Origin of the sequence: Streptomyces sp. BBFR25 (genome assembly GCF_044590125.1) — a bacterium.
Taxonomy (GTDB): domain Bacteria; phylum Actinomycetota; class Actinomycetes; order Streptomycetales; family Streptomycetaceae; genus Streptomyces; species Streptomyces canus_D.
In genome coordinates, this window is the sequence record NZ_CP172447.1 from 6495877 (window position 1) to 6512926 (window position 17050).

The window sequence follows — 17050 nt, forward strand, 5'->3', positions numbered from 1 at the left end:
GCCGCGGGCGGGGAAGTCGTAGAACGGCCCGTCGTTGGGTAAGGCCGAACGCGTGACGTACGACGCACCGCCCGGACACGTTCCGCCGGAGCGGAACATTAGACTCGACGAGCCCGGCAACAGCTCTACTGCAAGGAGGCACGGGTGCCGCTGCTGACCCGCATCACGGGACCGCGCGATCTGGACCGGCTCAGCCTGGAAGAGCTGACTCAGCTGGCCGAGGAGATCCGTACCTTCCTCGTCGACGCCGTCTCGAAGACCGGCGGCCACCTCGGCCCCAACCTCGGCGTGGTGGAACTCACCCTCGCCCTGCACCGGGTCTTCGACTCGCCGAAGGACAAGGTGCTCTGGGACACGGGCCACCAGTCCTACGTGCACAAGCTGCTCACCGGCCGCCAGGACTTCTCGAAGCTCAAGATGAAGGGCGGCCTGTCCGGCTACCCCTCGCAGGCCGAGTCCGAGCACGACGTCATCGAGAACAGCCACGCCTCCACGGTCCTCGGCTGGGCCGACGGCATCGCCAAGGCCAACCAGGTGCTGGAGCGCGACGACCACGTGGTCGCCGTCATCGGCGACGGCGCCCTCACCGGCGGCATGGCCTGGGAGGCGCTGAACAACATCGCCGCCGCCAAGGACCGCCCCCTGGTCATCGTCGTCAACGACAACGAGCGCTCCTACGCCCCCACCATCGGCGGCCTCGCCAACCACCTGGCGACCCTGCGCACCACCGACGGCTACGAGCGCTTCCTGGCCCGCACCAAGGAGGTCCTGGAGCGCACCCCGGTCGTCGGGCGCCCCCTGTACGACACCCTGCACGGCGCCAAGAAGGGCCTCAAGGACTTCATCGCCCCGCAGGGCATGTTCGAGGACCTCGGCCTCAAGTACGTCGGCCCGATCGACGGCCACGACCTGGAGGCCCTGGAGTCCGCCCTCACCCGCGCCAAGCGCTTCGGCGGCCCGGTGATCGTGCACTGCCTCACCGAGAAGGGCCGCGGCTACCAGCCCGCCCTCCAGGACGAGGCCGACCGCTTCCACGCCGTCGGCAAGATCCACCCCGACACCGGCCTGCCCATCTCCACCTCCGGCGCCGACTGGACCAGCGTCTTCGGCGACGAGATGCTCAAGCTCGGCAAGGAGCGCGAGGACGTCGTCGCCATCACCGCGGCCATGCTCCAGCCGGTCGGCCTCGACAAGTTCGCCAAGGCCTTCCCGGACCGCGTCTACGACGTCGGCATCGCCGAGCAGCACGGCGCGGTCTCCGCGGCCGGCCTCGCCCACGGCGGCGTCCACCCGGTCTTCGCCGTGTACGCCACCTTCCTCAACCGCGCCTTCGACCAGGTCCTGATGGACGTCGCCCTGCACAAGTGCGGCGTGACCTTCGTACTGGACCGGGCCGGTGTCACCGGCACCGACGGCGCCTCCCACAACGGCATGTGGGACATGTCGATCCTCCAGGTCGTCCCCGGCCTCAGGCTCGCCGCCCCGCGCGACGCCGACCAGGTCCGCGCCCAGCTGCGCGAGGCCGTCGCGGTGGACGACGCGCCGACCGTGGTCCGCTTCTCCAAGGGCGCCGTCGGCCCCGCCGTCCCCGCCGTCGGCCGCGTCGGCGGCATGGACGTGCTGCGCGCCCCCGGCACCGACACGCCCGACGTGCTCCTGGTCTCCGTCGGCGCCCTCGCGCCGATGTGCCTGGAGGTCGCCGACCTGCTGAACAAGCAGGGCATCTCCACCACCGTGGTCGACCCGCGCTGGGTCAAGCCCGTCGACGAGGCCATGGCCCCGCTCGCCGAGCGCCACCGCGTCGTCGTCACCGTCGAGGACAACTCCCGCGTCGGCGGTGTCGGCTCCGCCGTCGCCCAGGCCCTGCGCGACGCCGGCGTCGACGTACCGCTGCGCGACTTCGGCATCCCGCCGCGCTTCCTCGACCACGCCTCCCGCGCCGAGGTGCTGGCCGAGATCGGGCTCACCGCGCCCGACATCGCGCGCCAGGTGACCGGACTGGTCGCCAAGCTCGACGGCCGGTACGACCGCGCGGGCGCCGAGGTGGACCAGGTGGAGGCCGCGCGCGACTGACGTCGCGCACTCCGCGCACGCCGCACTGGGCCGGATGGGCCGGTTCCGCCACTCGTTGCAGTGGCGGAACCGGCCCATCCGCGTGAAATCGCCTACGCCGGGGCATACGCAGTACGCCCCCTCTCGATCATGTCGAGGACGACAAGCGTGGGAGGTCCCCGTGAGCAACACCCTCTTCAGGACCAAGAAGATCGAGCAGTCCATCCGTGACACGGAGGAACCCGAGCACGCGCTCAAGAAATCCCTGTCGGCGCTGGACCTGACCGTCTTCGGTATCGGCGTCGTCATCGGCACCGGCATCTTCGTACTGACCGGCACCGTCGCCAAGAACAACGCCGGGCCCTCCGTGGCCCTGGCGTTCGTCGTCGCCGGAGTCGTCTGCGCGCTCGCCGCGCTGTGCTACGCCGAGTTCGCCTCCACCGTCCCGGTGGCCGGCTCCGCGTACACCTTCTCCTACGCCTCGCTGGGCGAACTGCCCGCCTGGATCATCGGCTGGGACCTGGTCCTGGAGTTCGCGCTCGGCACGGCGGTGGTGGCCGTCGGCTGGTCGGGCTACATCCGCTCGCTGATGGACAACGCGGGCTGGCACATGCCGGCGGAGCTGGGCGGGCGGGACGGCGCGGACGGGTTCGGCTTCGACATCCTCGCCGCGGCCCTGGTGCTGGTGCTCACCGCCATCCTCGTGCTCGGCATGAAGCTGTCGGCGCGGATCACCTCGCTCGTCGTCGCCATCAAGGTGGCGGTCGTCCTCATCGTGATCATCGCGGGCGCCTTCTTCGTCAAGAGTTCCAACTACGACCCCTTCATCCCGAAGTCGCAGCCCGTCGAGGCGGGCGGGGGACTGCACTCACCACTGATCCAGCTGATGTTCGGCTGGGCTCCGGCCAACTTCGGCGTGATGGGCATCTTCACGGCCGCCTCGGTCGTCTTCTTCGCCTTCATCGGCTTCGACATCGTCGCCACCGCCGCCGAGGAGACCAGGAACCCGCAGCGCGACATGCCCCGCGGCATCCTCGGCTCCCTGATCATCTGCACCATCCTCTACGTCGCGGTCTCGATCGTCGTCACCGGCATGCAGCACTACACCAAGCTCTCCGTGGACGCCCCGCTCGCGGACGCGTTCAAGGCCACGGGGCATCCCTTCTTCGCGGGCGTGATCAGCTTCGGGGCGGCCGTCGGCCTGACCACGGTCTGCATGATCCTGCTCCTGGGCCAGAGCCGGGTGTTCTTCGCGATGAGCCGCGACGGACTGCTGCCGCGCTTCTTCTCCCACGTCCACCCGAAGTTCCGCACTCCCTACCGGCCGACCATCCTGCTCGGCGTGGTCATCGCGATCGTCGCCGGATTCACCAGCCTCAGCGAGCTGGCCGAACTGGTGAACATCGGCACGCTCTTCGCCTTCGTCATCGTCGCGATCAGCGTGATCATCCTGCGCCGGACCCGGCCCGACCTGCCGCGCGCCTTCCGCACCCCGCTGGTCCCGCTGCTGCCCATCGTGTCCGTCGCCGCCTCGCTGTGGCTGATGCTGAACCTGCCCGCCGAGACCTGGGTCCGCTTCGGCGTCTGGATGGCGATCGGCTTCGTCGTGTACTTCCTCTACGGCCGCACCCACAGCCGTCTGGCCCGCGGCGAGGAGACACCGGCCGAGCCCTCCGCCCCGAACGGCCCGTAGCCCGTCGCGGGACCGCGTGAGCGGCGCGGCGCGCGCACCGTCGGCCCGGGTGTGCGCGCTGCGACCGTCACACGGGCCGTACGGTCCTCGGCCCCGCGACCTCCGCGCCCAGCTCCGTCACCCGGTCGCGCAGCCCGCGGTCGGCCGTCACGACCAGGACGGGACGGCCGCCCGCCGCCCGCGCGACCAGCTCGACGATGTGGTCGTCCCCGCTGCCGGGCGCGGACTCCACCCGTACCCCGGCCACGGACTCCACCCCGCGGGCCGCGCCCTCGACGACGAGCACGATCTCGACCGGCCCGGCCCGCCCCGGCACCCCGTCCGCCGCCAGCCGGTCCCGCAGCCGCTCCGCGGCTCCGCGCCGGTCCCGCCACCAGCCGTCGGGCACCGAACCGACCACGTTCGCGGCGTCGACGACCACGAGCAGGGACGCGTTCTCGTTCATCCCGCCAGGGTCGCACGCGCCGACCGCCGCCCGGGGCCGGGCGGCCACGGCCGTACCCGACCGACACGGAGCCGACGGCCCCGCTTAGAGTGATGCGGTGAATGGCGACTGGCTTCTCCTCGGCCGCGACGGCCGCCTCAGTGTGTACCTCCCGTCGAACGACGCCGCCCTGTGGCGCGCCGAACGCGCGCCCGCGGGCCCCTGGGAGGCACCGCGCCGCCTCGGCGGCGAACAGGAACTGCGCCCGGGCCCCCTGGCGGTCGGCCGGGGCCCCGACGGTTACGCCCACCTGGTCGCCTGGCGCCCCACCGGTGCCGACCGCTGCGGCCTCGTGCACACCACGCACTTCCGCCCGCTGCTCGCGCCCCTCGACTGGCAGCCCGCCGGCCACCCCAACAAGCAGGGCGACCGCACCGGAACCCCCGCCGTCGCGGTCGACGCGCAGGGACGCGCCCATGTCTTCGTCCGCAACGGGGGCGGCGGCATGAGCATGGTGGCCCAGCAGGAGAAGGGCGGCTGGGAGCCCTGGCGGGACCTGAAGGGCCGCGGCGTCCAGGAGTCGCCCGCCGCCGTCACGACAGACTCCGGCCTGGTCCAGCTGTACGCGCCCGTCGAGGGCGGCATCCTGCACTGGAGCCAGGACAAACCGGGCGCGCGACCGGTGCTGGGCGAGCGCCTCGACGCGGCCGTCCGCCCCGGCACCCTGCGCGCCCTGGCGACCTCCGCGGAGCACACCACGGTCTTCTTCACCGACGCCGGCACGGGTGAGCTGTGCGCCTGGCGCCCCGGTGGCAAGCCGACCCCCTTGGTGGCCGCCGTCGGCCCCGGCCCCGTGTCCGCCGTCCGCACCGTGATAGACGGCCACGACTGCACGCTGCTCGCCCAGCGTTCCGCGGGCAGCGGCCGCGTCGCCTTCGCCGCGTACCCCACGGAACTGGAGGAGATGGGCGCGGCCTGGACCGAGTCGGGCCCCGCACTGCCGTCCGACGCGACGGTCTCCCTGGCCCTGGACGCCGACGGCCGCCTGGTGGCGGCGACCCTGACCCCGTCGACCGGGCAGCTGCTGCTGACCCGGCGCAAGGACGAGGCGGGGCTGGCGCTGGGGGCCTGGGAGACGGTCTGAGGGAACGGCGAGGAGGCGTCAGGAAGTCTTGCCGCCCGCGGGGGACTTCTTCGCCGACTCCGGGATCTCCTTGTCGCCGCGGATCGCCTTCCACAGCGTGGACGCCTGCGGCTCCGCGGCCACCACCCGGTTCGGGTCGATCTTGTCGTACGCCACCGGCAGCATGATGGTCTCCATCGTGGACGGGTCGACGCCGTTCAGGCTGCGTCCGAAGTCCGTGAGCGCGGTGAGCGAGGCGAGTTCGGAGTCGGTGGTCAGGGCCGCGGTGAGGGTGTCGGCGATCTTGTACGTCTTGGTCGGACTGCCCAGCAGGTCCTGCTTCTTGATCTCGCTCAGCAGGGCGATCATGAACTCCTGCTGGAGCCCGATCCGCCCGAGGTCGCTGCCGTCGCCGACGCCGTGCCGGGTGCGTACGAAGGCCAGCGAGTCCGTGCCGTTCAGCTTGTGCGTGCCGGCCGTCAGGTCGAGCCCGCTGGACTTGTCGTGGATGTCCTGGTCGACGGTGACGGTGACGCCGCCTATCGCGTCGACCAGATCCTTGAAGCCCGCGAAGTCGATCTCCACGTAGTGGTCCATGCGGACCCCGGACATCTTCTCCACCGTCTTGACCACGCAGGCCGGACCGACCTGCGAGTAGACGGAGTTGAACATCACACGCTCGGCCGAGGCCATCTCGGAGCCGTCCGACTTGGTGCACTCGGGCCGGGTCACCAGGGTGTCCCGCGGGATGCTGACCGCGACGGCCTCCTTGCGGCCCTCGGGTATGTGCATCACCAGCGCCGTGTCCGAACGGGCCCCCGCGACCTTGCCGGTGTTCAGCTCGGCGTTGTCGCCCGCGCGCGAGTCGGAACCGAGGATCAGGATGTTCTGCCCGGAGGTGGGGAGCTTCTCCGGCCGGTCCTTGCCGATCGCGTCGTTGATGTCGACGCCGTTGATGTTGCCGTTGAGGTCGCTGTAGAGCCAGTAGCCGGTGCCGGCCGCGGCGACGACCAGTACGGCCAGACCGAGCAGGATCTTCCGGCCGGTACGGCGCTTCTTCTTCCCGTTCTTCCCGGCTCTTCGGCTCCCGCGCCCCTCGCGCGGCGATTCGGGGGCAGGCGGCACGGGGGTACTCAGGTCGTGGCTCACGGCGGGGTCCTCGCAACTCGTGCCCGGAGGGCAGGAGCAGCAGGCCGCTCCCGTGAGGGGCCGGGTCGGTGCTGCTCGGCTGACGCTTGGTTGGCATTGAACTATAGACACGCGGTCGAGCACGCGTACGACCGATGTGCCCGGTGTGTGCCCGGCCGGGAGGGCGGGCCGTCCGGTCCACCCGCGGCTCCGCGCGCGTCGGCGCCCGCCGGGGAGGCCGTCGTACCAGGCCCGTGCGGTAGCAACAGGACCCTGGGACACCTGTTCGGTCGTGCGTATGATGTGGCGAATTCTGGAGTCATCTGTGGACACCAGGCCCGGCGTAGGAGGGGACGGCACACATGCGCGGCAGAGGTGCGCAGACGGTGGACCGGGGGACCCGGTCCGGTGCCGCGGCCGAGGTGCCGCCCCAGCGCGCGTCCGTGGCCTCCGCGGCCACGGGGTCGTGGCTGCTGCGCGGGAACGACGACCGTCTCAGTGTCTACGCGCCGGTCGACGGCGGGGTGCACCGCTGGACGGAGACCGCGGTGGGCAGCGGCCGCTTCGGCGGGCCGGACCTCTTCCCCGTCCAAGGGCTGACGTGCCTGGCCGTGGCCCAGGGGGCCAACCGCTACGCGCACTTCCTCGGGCGCAGGGAGCGGTCCGGCGGTGACGGACCCAAGACCGATCTGGTCTACGCCGTGCAGTACCAGACGGGGCGGACGCTCGGCGACTGGCGTTCCCTCGGCAACCCCTTCCGTGATCCCAGGGAGGCGGCGAGCCTCGGTGCGCCGACCGCCGCCGTCGACGGACAGGGCACGGTCCACGTCTTCGTCTCCGGCGGCCCCGGTGGAGTCATGCTGCGGCGCGAGGCCAAGAGCGGGGCCTGGGAGGCCTGGAAGGACCTGCGCGGCGGCGCGGTCGCGGGCGGTCTGAGCGCCGCGGCGAACTCGGCCGGACTGGTCGAACTGCTCGCGCCGGGACACCGCTCGGTCATGCACTGGGTGCAGACGGAACCGGGGGCGGACCTGCGCCGGGCGCAGGACCTCACCCCGGCCCCGGTGCCCGGCTCGGCCGCGCTTCTGGAGACCGCGCCCGGGGTGTTCACCGCGTACTGGTCCGAACAGAGCGGGACGGGCGTCTACGCGCAGCGGCCCGGTGAGTGGGCCTTCCCGGCCGGCGGGGCGCCGGGGGAGGGGTCCCACGCCGCGCTCCGTGCCGCCGTCGACGGCTACGACTGCACGGTCCTGGCCCACCAGGGACGTACCGGAACCGCCGTGCTGGGCGTGTGCGGCACCGGGGCGGAGTCCGGCGGGCTGTGGTGGACCGACACCGGGCTGGCCTGCGTCGGCACTCCGGCGCTGGCGCTGGACGGGCATGGCCGGATCGTGATGGCGATGGTCGCCGCCGACGGCGCCGTCCTGGTGAACAGGCAGCGGCCGGAGCCGGGGCTGACCCTGTCCGACTGGGAGCGCCTGTCGGGCAGTTGAGAGCGCGCCTCTACAGCACATCGCGCTGAAAGTCCAGAGCGGCAAATAGTTGTACCCGTCGCATGTGGTGATCGTCACGCGTCGTCGGCTGTCTACTGGCTGTCTTGATCTGGACTTTTAGGAAACCATTATGTGAAAGTTTGATGGATTGCCGGTGTGTGGCGGTCGCGGTCGAAACGGGGGTGATGGGCCCCCGTGTCTGGGAATGCGTGCTTCTTCTAGTCCAAGGCACCGCACAGCGAGGTGCGGAAGTCCTTGGAAGGGCAGAGCTGCTGGGTACGGATGGTGGATGCCTCGTGGGTGGCTCGGACAACCCTGAAGCCGGAGCGCTGGTCTCGGCGTACCGGTCCGCGGTCCCGACCGGCGCGAGACGGCGCATCGTCCGCGGGGTGCCGACTCCCGTCCGCAGGGCGGTGAAGACCTCGCTGACCGCCGCCGACTCCGTACGCTCCGCCGCGGTGGTCTGGGCGATGGGAGGCAAGCGCAACGCTCCCCGGCACAGCCCCGCCCACACCCGGCGAGTCGTCCGGGTCGGCCGCCGCCACATGCGTGCGCTGCTGGTCGACGGGGCGACGGACTGGGCGGCCCGGGCCCGCAATCTCAACATCGTGGTCTCCGTCCTGGAGTCGGCGGGCATCGACTACTTCTGCGTGCGCGGCACGAACAGCGGACTGCCCGCCGTCGCCGTCCCCACCGCGGCCCGCCCGCTCGTGGAGGAGATGCTCCGGCTCGCCTTCGACCAGGCCCCGGGCTACGTGGGACCGGCCACCGGCGGTGAGGCCCGCATGGAGCCCGGCGACGAGGAGCGGTCCTGGCGGCAGCTGCGCCACCACAAGGTGCTGAGGGTCGCCTGGTACGTGTGCGACCCGACCCAGCAACTGGTCTTCGGCGCGGCCACCGGATGCGACATCGAGATGTGGACCGAGCGGGACGGGGAGCTGCGCGCTCCGCGGCCCAACCGGGTCATCGACGCGGTTCCGGTGGACGCCGCGCGCAAGTCGGCGCCGCAGAGCCTGTTCAGCCCCATCCCTCCGGCGTACCGCACCGGGAAGGCCCGGACGCTGGCCGAGTTCGCCGTGCCGCTCCCGGAGGACCACCAGTTCCCCATCGACGTCGTCTACACCTGGGTCGACGACTCGGACCCGGTCTGGCGGGCCTCGCGCGACCGTGCGCGCCGGGGGTTCTCCGCGGACGGGCTGCACGAGCAGGCGGCGAACGACTCGCGGTTCACCAGCCGTGACGAACTGCGTTACTCGCTGCGGTCGCTGCACCAGAACGCGCCCTGGGTGCGCAACATCTATCTCGTGACGGCGGGGCAGGTGCCGTCCTGGCTCCAGACGCAGCACGCGAACCTCCGGGTGGTGGACCACCGGGAGATCTTCTCCGAGGCCGCCGCCCTGCCGACGTTCAACTCCCATGCCATCGAGAGCCAGCTGCACCACATTCCCGGACTCTCGGAGTACTTCCTCTACCTGAACGACGACGTGTTCTTCGGCCGCCCGGTGACGCCCGCGCATTTCTTCCACCCGAACGGCATCACCAAGTTCTTCACCTCGCCCGCGTTGATACCGGGCGGGCCGGCCTCCCCGGACGACCTCCCGGTCAATGCCGCCGGAAAGAACAGCCGTTGGCTCATCGCGCAGAAATTCGGCACCGCCATATCCCAGAAGATGAAGCACACCCCGCACGCGCTGCGCAGGAGTGTGCTGCAGGAGATCGAGGAGACTTTCACGCAGGAGCACGCCGCCACCCAGCATTCACGTTTCCGCTCCCCGGACGACGTGCCGATCGCTTCCTCGCTGCACCACTACTTCGCGTACCACTCGGCGCGGGCCACGGTGGGGGAGATCCAGTACCGGTACATCGACCTCTCGGCGGATCTCGCCGATCGGCGCCTCAACACTCTCCTGGCCCATCGGAACATGGACACCTTCTGCCTCAACGACACGGTGGAAGCGGCTGACCCGGAAGCGCAACGCACCATGCTGGAACGTTTCCTCAAGGCCTATTTCCCGGTGCCCAGCCCGTATGAAGTGGCGGACCACAGGAACGCCATCGAGCCCGCGAGCGAGCCCCAGCGCACATGAACGCCTATGACGTGACGCTGGTCGTGCCGGTGTACAACGTGGAGCAGTACCTCCAGGAGTGCCTGGACTCCATCGCGGCGCAGACGGTGTTCGAGCGCTGCGAGATCCTGCTCGTCGACAACGGCAGCACGGACGGCTCCTACCGGCTCTGCGCCGAGTTCGCCCGCCGGCACACCAACGCCACCGTCCTGGTGCGCCGCGGCGGGGGCGCCGGAGCGGCCCGCAACCTCGGGATGGACCGGGCGAGCGGCACCCGCATCACCTTCTGCGACTCCGACGACGTCCTGCCGCCCACCGCACTGGAAAGCATGCTGGAGGCCGCCACGACGACCGGCGCCCAGGTCGTGGTGGGGATGATGGAGACGTTCCCCAAGCCGACCAACTGGGCGTGGAAGGGGTACTTCGGCCAGGGCGACCGGACGTTCGGCAGCGTGGCGGAGCTGCCCGAGCTGGTGCACAGCGCCAGCGCCTGCAACAAGCTCTTCGACCTCGCCTACCTGCGCTCCCACGGCATCCGCTTCGCGGAGGGCGTCCACTTCGAGGACGCCTACGTCGGCGTGGCCGCGCTCGTGCTCGCCACCCGCCTCGCCCTGGTCGACCAGTGCGTCTACCAGTACCGCAAGCGCGCGGCGGGCAACTCGACCATGGACGCGATCTGGACGCGGCGGCAGAACTACTGGGACCACCTCCAGTTGGTGGAGCACCTGCACCGGATGGGCGCGGGCCTCCCTCCCCTCTCGCGGGCCGTGCTCGACCTCTTCCTGGTCCGGAGCTACCAGGGCTTCGCGCTCCGGGCGCCCGAGCTCTTCCAGGGGGCCGAGCTGGAGGACATCTACGCGCGGTGCCGTGCGGTCTACCGGGACGTCGAGCCCGACCTGATCCTCCGGGCCACCGCCGACGCCCGCCACCGCGTGGCCTACCTCGCGTTCGTCACCGGGGACTTCGGCCTCTTCGCGGACCGGGCGTCCCGGCTGCACAAGCTGTCCGTGGCCGACGGCGGCGCCCACCTCCTCGGCGGCCTTCCCGACCGGCTGGCCCCGTTGGCGCGGGCCACCCCCTTCACCGCCCACCTGGAACACGTCCGCGCGGTGCCGGGAACCGGAACGCTGAGGCTCTCCGGGCGGTTCGACGTGGGCGGCATGCCCATGGTCCGGCCGCTGGACGGTCACCTGAGCCTGCGCGTGCGCGGAAGCCGTCTCAGCGTCCCCGCCACCCAGGTCCGGCGGCGGGACATGAGGAACACGCGGCCGGACACCGAATGGGGCGGCTTCACCGCGGACCTGCCCCTGGACGCCCTGCGGCAGGGCGTCCACGACCTGGAGTTCGCCGTCGACGCCGAGGGCGGTCAGGCGGTCACCCCGTGTCTGGTCGCCGCGGGCTACCTGCGCGGGGCCCGCGTCGTCGAACACGGCGGGACACGGGTGGTGCCGCACTGGAAGGGGAGGAACCGGGCGGTCCTGATGGTCCTCGGGACGTCCCGCCGACCCGGCCGGCGCACCCTCCTCGGCGGCCTGGTCGCCAAGGACGCCAAACACGTGCTGCGGCGACGGCCCTTCTGGAAGCAGCGCCTGCTCCGGCTGCTCACGAAGCCGCTGAAACCGCTGCTCCTGGGGCGGGACATCTGGCTCTTCGGCGAGCGCGGCGACACCGCGCAGGACAACGGCTGGCATCTGTTCCGCCACGTGCGCACCGCCGGAAAGCGGCGCGGGGCGTACTACGTGATCCGGGCCGGCAGCCCGGACCGGGCCCACCTGGCCGGGCTCGGACACGTCGTCGCGCACAGCTCCTGGAAGCACAAGCTGCTGATGCTGCACGCGGCGGCCCTGGTCAACGCCTATGACATCGACACGTACATGCTGCCCGACGGCTGGGACCGGACCCGCTACCTCAAGCACCTGAACTGGCGCGTGGGTGCCCGCCGGGTCTTCCTGCAGCACGGGGTGACGGACAAGGACGTCAGCAAGGGCCTGCACCGCAACCGCACGGGTGTCGACCTCATCCTCGCGGTGAGCCGGGACGAGGGGCGGTTCCTGTCGCGGGAACTCGGCTACAAGGGCCAGGTGTCGGTCAGCGGTTTCCCCCGCTTCGACGCGCTGACCCCCGCTCGCGGCAGCCGCACGATCCTGTTCATGCCGACGTGGCGCGCCTATCTGACCGTCGCCTCCTACAGCCGCGACGGCGGTGGCCGCGAGGCGCGACAGGCCGCGCGCGACCGGTTCCTCGCCTCCAGCTACCGGGAGTTCATGGTCGGCTTCCTGAACGACCCGGCTCTGCTGGCCGCCCTGGACCGGTACGACTACACCCTGGAATTCCTGCCGCACTACGAAATGCGTGCGATGGTCGGGGACATGGTGCCGGACCGGAAGCGGGTCCGGATCGTCGACCAGAACGAGATCAGTGTGCAGGAGGCCATGCGCCGTTGCGATCTCTTCATAACCGACTGGTCGTCGACCGCGTTCGACGTCGCATACCTCGGAACGCCTTTGGTGTACGCGCAGTTCGACGCCGACGAATACTGGGACGGGCATTACCAGAAGGGGTACTTCGACGCCCGCCGGGACGGCTTCGGGCCGGTCTGTGAAACCGTCGAGGAAACCGTCGCCGAAGTGGTGCGCTACATGGGGGGAGGATGTGCGCGGGAGCCCGAATACCTGCGACGGGCGGAGAAGTTCTTCGAATACCGGGACCAGCAGAACAATGTGAGGGCCTCGGAAGCGATCGACAGCCTCATTCGGGGTGCGAAGCATTGATGTGGTGTTCCAGGAGGAGATATGTCCCAAGGCAACCGTGACGTGACGGTCGTCGTGCCGTTCCGCGACGTCCAGAGCTACTTCGGCGCGTTTCTGGAGTCGGTGGCCGCGCAGACCGCGCTGGCGCGTGCCCATGTGATCCTCGTCGACAACGGCAGCACCGACCAGTCGGTGGCGATCGCGAGCGAGTTCGCCGCCCGGCACGCCAACGTCGACCTGGTCGCCCAGCCCGAGGGCCGGGCCGGGGACGCGCGCAACATGGGCATGGACATGGCGACGACGCCGTACATCGTCTTCTGGGACGCCGACGACATGGTGCCCGAGCGGTCCCTGGAAGTGCTCCGGAACACCATCCTCAAGACGCGCGCCACGGTCGTCGTGGGACGGGAGAAGCACGTCCCGAAGCCGGTCAAGGCCCCGTGGCACAAGTACTTCGGCAAGAACGTCAAGACGGTGAGCAGCGTCGTCGACATTCCCGACCTGATCCACTCGGCGTCCTGCTGGAACAAGATCTTCGATCTCGATCTGCTGCGGTCCCAGGGCATACGGTTCGGTACCGGCACGGCCTTCGAGGACGCCTACGTCTCGCTGCCCGCACTGCTGCTGTCGGAGCGCATCGCCCTGGTCGACGCGCCGGTCTACGAGTACCGCAGGCGCGGTGACGGCACCTCCGTCATGGACACCATCTGGGACCTCCCGCAGAACTACGCCGACCAGTTGGTGATGCTGGAGTACCTCGCGGCGATGCGCCAGACGCTCACGCCCTACCAGCAGGAGACGCTGGAGCGGTTCCTGGTCCGCAGCATGCAGGGCTTCCTGCTGCGGGCACCGCACATCTTCGGTGAAGCCGACTGCCGACAGCTCTTCGAGCGCTGCCGCACCCTCTACTGGGGGATCACGTCCGAGCAGTTCGCGCGCAGCACCCACGACACCAGGCACCGGCTCCCGTATCTCGCGCTGCACTTCGGGGACTTCGACCTCTTCTACCGTCCGGCCTCCGTCCTCGGCCCCGTCTTCGGCCGCGAGGGCGACCTCTACGTCGACTACCCGGGGACGTCGTGGGGGCTGCCGCTCACCAAGGTCACCTCCGTCCCGGCCCGGATCGAGGGCCTCTCCGCGGGTGACGGCGGGACGGCGGTGATCCACGGCCGCTTCTCGGTCAACGGGATCCCCGACGAACTGCTGGCCAAGCTGGAACTGCAGGTCTGGTTCGAACGCAGCGGCACGACGCTTCCGGCGGTGAACCACGGACACGCCCACGACCGGCCGGACCAGACGGGAGCGGTCTTCAGCGTCACCGTCGACCCCCGGCAGTTCCCGGCCGGCTCCTTCCCCGTGCGCCTCGTGGTGTGCACCCGGGGCAGGGACGTCTCGCGCCCCTGCACCGTCTCCCCGGCCCTGGTCCAGAACCCGCCCGTGGGCGGATTCCACGGCCTCGCGCGGATCACCGCCGAGGGCGGGACCGCCCACCTGGTCGTCGAGTCCAGCCAGCACTGACCAACGCCCGCTCCAGAAATGGGGTATTCGTCAGAAATCAGGAGTCATTCGTGTTCGAACCCCTCTACGCCGTCGCCGTCGTCGTCCCCATCTTCAACGTGGAGAGATATCTCCCGGAGTGCCTGGACTCGCTGGCCCGCCAGACGATCTTCGACCGCTGCCAGGTGGTCCTGGTCGACAACGGCAGCAGCGACAGCTCGCCCGCGATCGCGGCGGAATTCGCGGCGCGGCACCCCAACGTATGGGCGTTCGTGCACGCGGAGGGCAAGGCGGGCGGGGCCAGGAACGCCGGCATGGACCTGGTCAGCGCCCGCTACATCACCTTCTGCGACTCCGACGACGTACTGCCCGAGGACGCCCTGGAAACCATGTGGCGTACCGCGGTCAAGGAGCGGGTGCCGCTCACCATCGGACGGATGGAGACGTTCCCGGAGGAGACCAACTGGCCCTGGCTGCGCTACTTCGGCAAGCAGGTGCAGGTGCACCCCGGGATCGAGAACATCCCGGAGATGATCCACGGCGGAAGCGCCTGCCACAAGCTCTTCGACGTCGAGTTCGTCCGCGCCAACAACATCCGGTTCCGCGAGGGCGTGCACTTCGAGGACGCGTTCTTCTCGGTGCCCGCCATGCTGCTCGCGGACCGCATCGCCATGGTGCCCAGCACGGTCTACAAGTACCGCAAGCGGGCGGCCGAGGACTCCACGATGGACAAGCTGTGGGAGCGCACGGCGAACTACTGGGACCACCTCCTTCTGGAGGAGTACCTGATGACCCTCCGCTCCCGCCTCTCCGGCCACCGGCAGGAGGTCCTCAACCGGTTCCTGGTGCGCAGCTACCAGGGCTTCGCCCTGCGCGCGCCCCAGGTGCTGCCCGAGGACGAGCTGTACCAGCTCTTCCAGCGCGCCCGTGCCGTCTACACGCTGGTGACACCCGACGCGGTCCTGGCCTCCACCCACGACGCCCGCCACCGGGTGCCGTTCCTCGCGATGTACATGAACTGGTACGAGCTGTTCGCCCGCCCGGACCAGGCGATCGGCGGCGTGTACGGGCGTGGCGGGGACCTCTACCTCGACGTGGCGGTGCCCAGCGCACTGCTTCCGCTCACGAAGGTCTCCTCCACCAGCGTGCACGTGGAACGGATCCAGGCGGACCCGGATTCCGGCGGCGTCCTGGTCGCCGGACGGTTCGTCCTCAACGGCCTCCCGATGGGCCGCCCCATGCGCAACCGACTGCAGCTGTGGGTGGAGAAGAGCGGTCAGATGGTGCCCGCCCAGCAGGTCTGGCGCAGTGACCTCGTGGCCACACGTGACGACCTCGCCTGGGGCGGCTTCGAGGCGGTCGTCCCGGCGGGCGCGCTCAAGGACGGCGAATTCCCGCTGAAGCTGGTCTTCTGCACCTCCGGCCGCGATGTCTCGCGCCCGTGCATGACCACCACGGCGATGCTGCGGAGCGCGCGCCCCATGAAGGTCGCGGACCGCTGGGTGCTTCCGCTGTCGAAGGGCAAGGACAACGCCGTACTGGTGGTACGGGAAGCGCGGGGCCGGGACGGGGACAAGGACTGGGAGGATTTCCTCGAGGAACTGGACCAGGAGCAGAAGAAGCGCAAGGGACCCTTCTGGCGCGCCCGGGCCATCCGGCGGGCCACGCTCCGGTTCTACCGCCGCAAGGAGATCTGGCTGATCGGCGAGCGCAGGGACACCGCGCAGGACAACAGCCTGCACCTGTTCACGTACTTGCGTCAGCACGAGCGCCGCCGCAAGGCCTACTACATCATCGACAAGGGCAGCGCGGACCGGGCCAAGCTGAAGCGCCTGGGGAACGTGGTGGCGCACAGTTCCTGGAAGCACAAGCTCCTCATGCTGCACGCGTCGCTGCTCATCAACGCCTACGACATCGACTCGTACATGCTCCCGGACGGCTGGGACCGCACGAAGTACCTCAAGCACCTCAACTGGCGCATCGGGGCCCGGCGGGTCTTCCTCCAGCACGGGGTCACGGACGAGGACGGCAGCAAGGCCCTGCACCGCAACCGGACCGGCGTGGACCTGGTGTTCGCGACCAGTGACCGGGAGGCCCAGTACTTCTCCGAGCACATGCACTACGGCGACCAGGCCAAGGCGCTGGGCTTCCCGCGCTTCGACGCCCTCCAGCCGGACCGCGGCCGCAGGCGGGTCCTGCTCATGCCCACCTGGCGCAAGTACCTGACGATCCCCTCCTACCTCCAGCAGGACGGTGCCGACCAGGACGCGGTCGACGAGATCTTCCGCGAGTCGGCCTACCGCGCGTTCATGGTGCAGCTGCTGCGCCACCCGAAGCTGATGGAGGCGCTGGAGCACTACGACTACGTGCTCGACTTCCTTCCGCACTACGAGATGCGGAACATGATCGACGGAGTGGTGCCGGACCACCCCCGGGTTCAGCGCCTGGACCAGACCAAGGTCAGCGTGCAGACGGCGCTGCGCCAGTGCGACCTGTTCATCACCGACTGGTCCTCGGTCCACTTCGACATGGCCTACCTCGGCACGCCGCTCGTCTACGCCCGGTTCGACCCGGACGAGTACTGGGCGAAGCACGCCAGGAAGGGGTACTTCGAAGCCGCGTACGACGGGTTCGGGCCGGTGTGCGGCAATGTCGAGGACGTGGTGACCGAAGTGATCCGATACCTCGGCAACGGGTGTGTCCGCGAGCCGGAGTACGACTACCGGGCACGTTCCTTCTTCGCCTTCGAGGACCGCAACAACTGCGCCCGCGCGACGGCCGCCATCGCCGAACTCGCCGCGTCCAACGGGTAGGTCCGGCGCACCGG

General features: G+C 70.2%; 10 protein-coding genes. 8 read left to right on the top strand and 2 right to left on the bottom strand.

Annotated elements, in window-relative coordinates:
* The first annotated feature begins 144 nt into the window (after positions 1-144).
* Together dxs and ACGH52_RS29635 are read left to right on the top strand one after the other, a co-directional pair.
* A complete protein-coding gene (gene dxs / locus ACGH52_RS29630; RefSeq protein WP_121704271.1) occupies positions 145-2073 on the top strand; it encodes a 1-deoxy-D-xylulose-5-phosphate synthase in 1929 nt (642 codons plus the stop codon).
* Between the two features lie 160 nt (positions 2074-2233).
* Positions 2234-3745 carry an amino acid permease gene (locus tag ACGH52_RS29635; RefSeq protein ID WP_121704270.1) on the top strand — a complete coding sequence of 504 codons (1512 nt, stop codon included), beginning with the start codon at positions 2234-2236 and terminating at the stop codon, positions 3743-3745.
* Positions 3746-3812: 67 nt separating this feature from the next.
* Here ACGH52_RS29635 and ACGH52_RS29640 read toward each other — a convergent pair whose 3' ends face one another.
* Entirely contained in the window at positions 3813-4190 is a 378-nt protein-coding gene (locus ACGH52_RS29640) for an NTP pyrophosphohydrolase (RefSeq protein WP_076976800.1), read from the bottom strand.
* Between the two features lie 97 nt (positions 4191-4287).
* Between ACGH52_RS29640 and ACGH52_RS29645 the strand changes: the two genes are divergently transcribed.
* Positions 4288-5313, top strand: coding sequence for a hypothetical protein (locus tag ACGH52_RS29645; protein WP_210974555.1), 1026 nt, complete (start codon positions 4288-4290; stop codon positions 5311-5313).
* Between the two features lie 18 nt (positions 5314-5331).
* On the opposite strand, the gene ACGH52_RS29650 is transcribed toward ACGH52_RS29645, so the two are convergent.
* Positions 5332-6441 carry an LCP family protein gene (locus ACGH52_RS29650; RefSeq protein WP_076976802.1) on the bottom strand — a complete coding sequence of 370 codons (1110 nt, stop codon included), beginning with the start codon at positions 6439-6441 and terminating at the stop codon, positions 5332-5334.
* A gap of 341 nt (positions 6442-6782) precedes the next feature.
* Between ACGH52_RS29650 and ACGH52_RS29655 the strand changes: the two genes are divergently transcribed.
* The 5 genes from ACGH52_RS29655 (at position 6783) to ACGH52_RS29675 (ending at position 17036) form a co-directional block, all read left to right on the top strand.
* Complete coding sequence (locus ACGH52_RS29655; RefSeq protein ID WP_121704268.1) at positions 6783-7910, top strand: hypothetical protein; 1128 nt, start codon at positions 6783-6785, stop codon at positions 7908-7910.
* Positions 7911-8206: 296 nt separating this feature from the next.
* Complete coding sequence (locus ACGH52_RS29660; protein ID WP_308293458.1) at positions 8207-9997, top strand: stealth family protein; 1791 nt, start codon at positions 8207-8209, stop codon at positions 9995-9997.
* Positions 9994-12747 carry a glycosyltransferase gene (locus ACGH52_RS29665; protein ID WP_399943703.1) on the top strand — a complete coding sequence of 918 codons (2754 nt, stop codon included), beginning with the start codon at positions 9994-9996 and terminating at the stop codon, positions 12745-12747. The genes ACGH52_RS29660 and ACGH52_RS29665 overlap by 4 nt, the downstream gene beginning before the upstream one ends.
* A 21-nt stretch (positions 12748-12768) precedes the next feature.
* Positions 12769-14244, top strand: coding sequence for a glycosyltransferase family 2 protein (locus ACGH52_RS29670; protein WP_059298218.1), 1476 nt, complete (start codon positions 12769-12771; stop codon positions 14242-14244).
* Between the two features lie 50 nt (positions 14245-14294).
* On the top strand, positions 14295-17036 hold the full coding sequence (locus tag ACGH52_RS29675; RefSeq protein WP_210974557.1) for a CDP-glycerol glycerophosphotransferase family protein: 2742 nt from the start codon (positions 14295-14297) through the stop codon (positions 17034-17036).
* Positions 17037-17050: the final 14 nt, after the last annotated feature.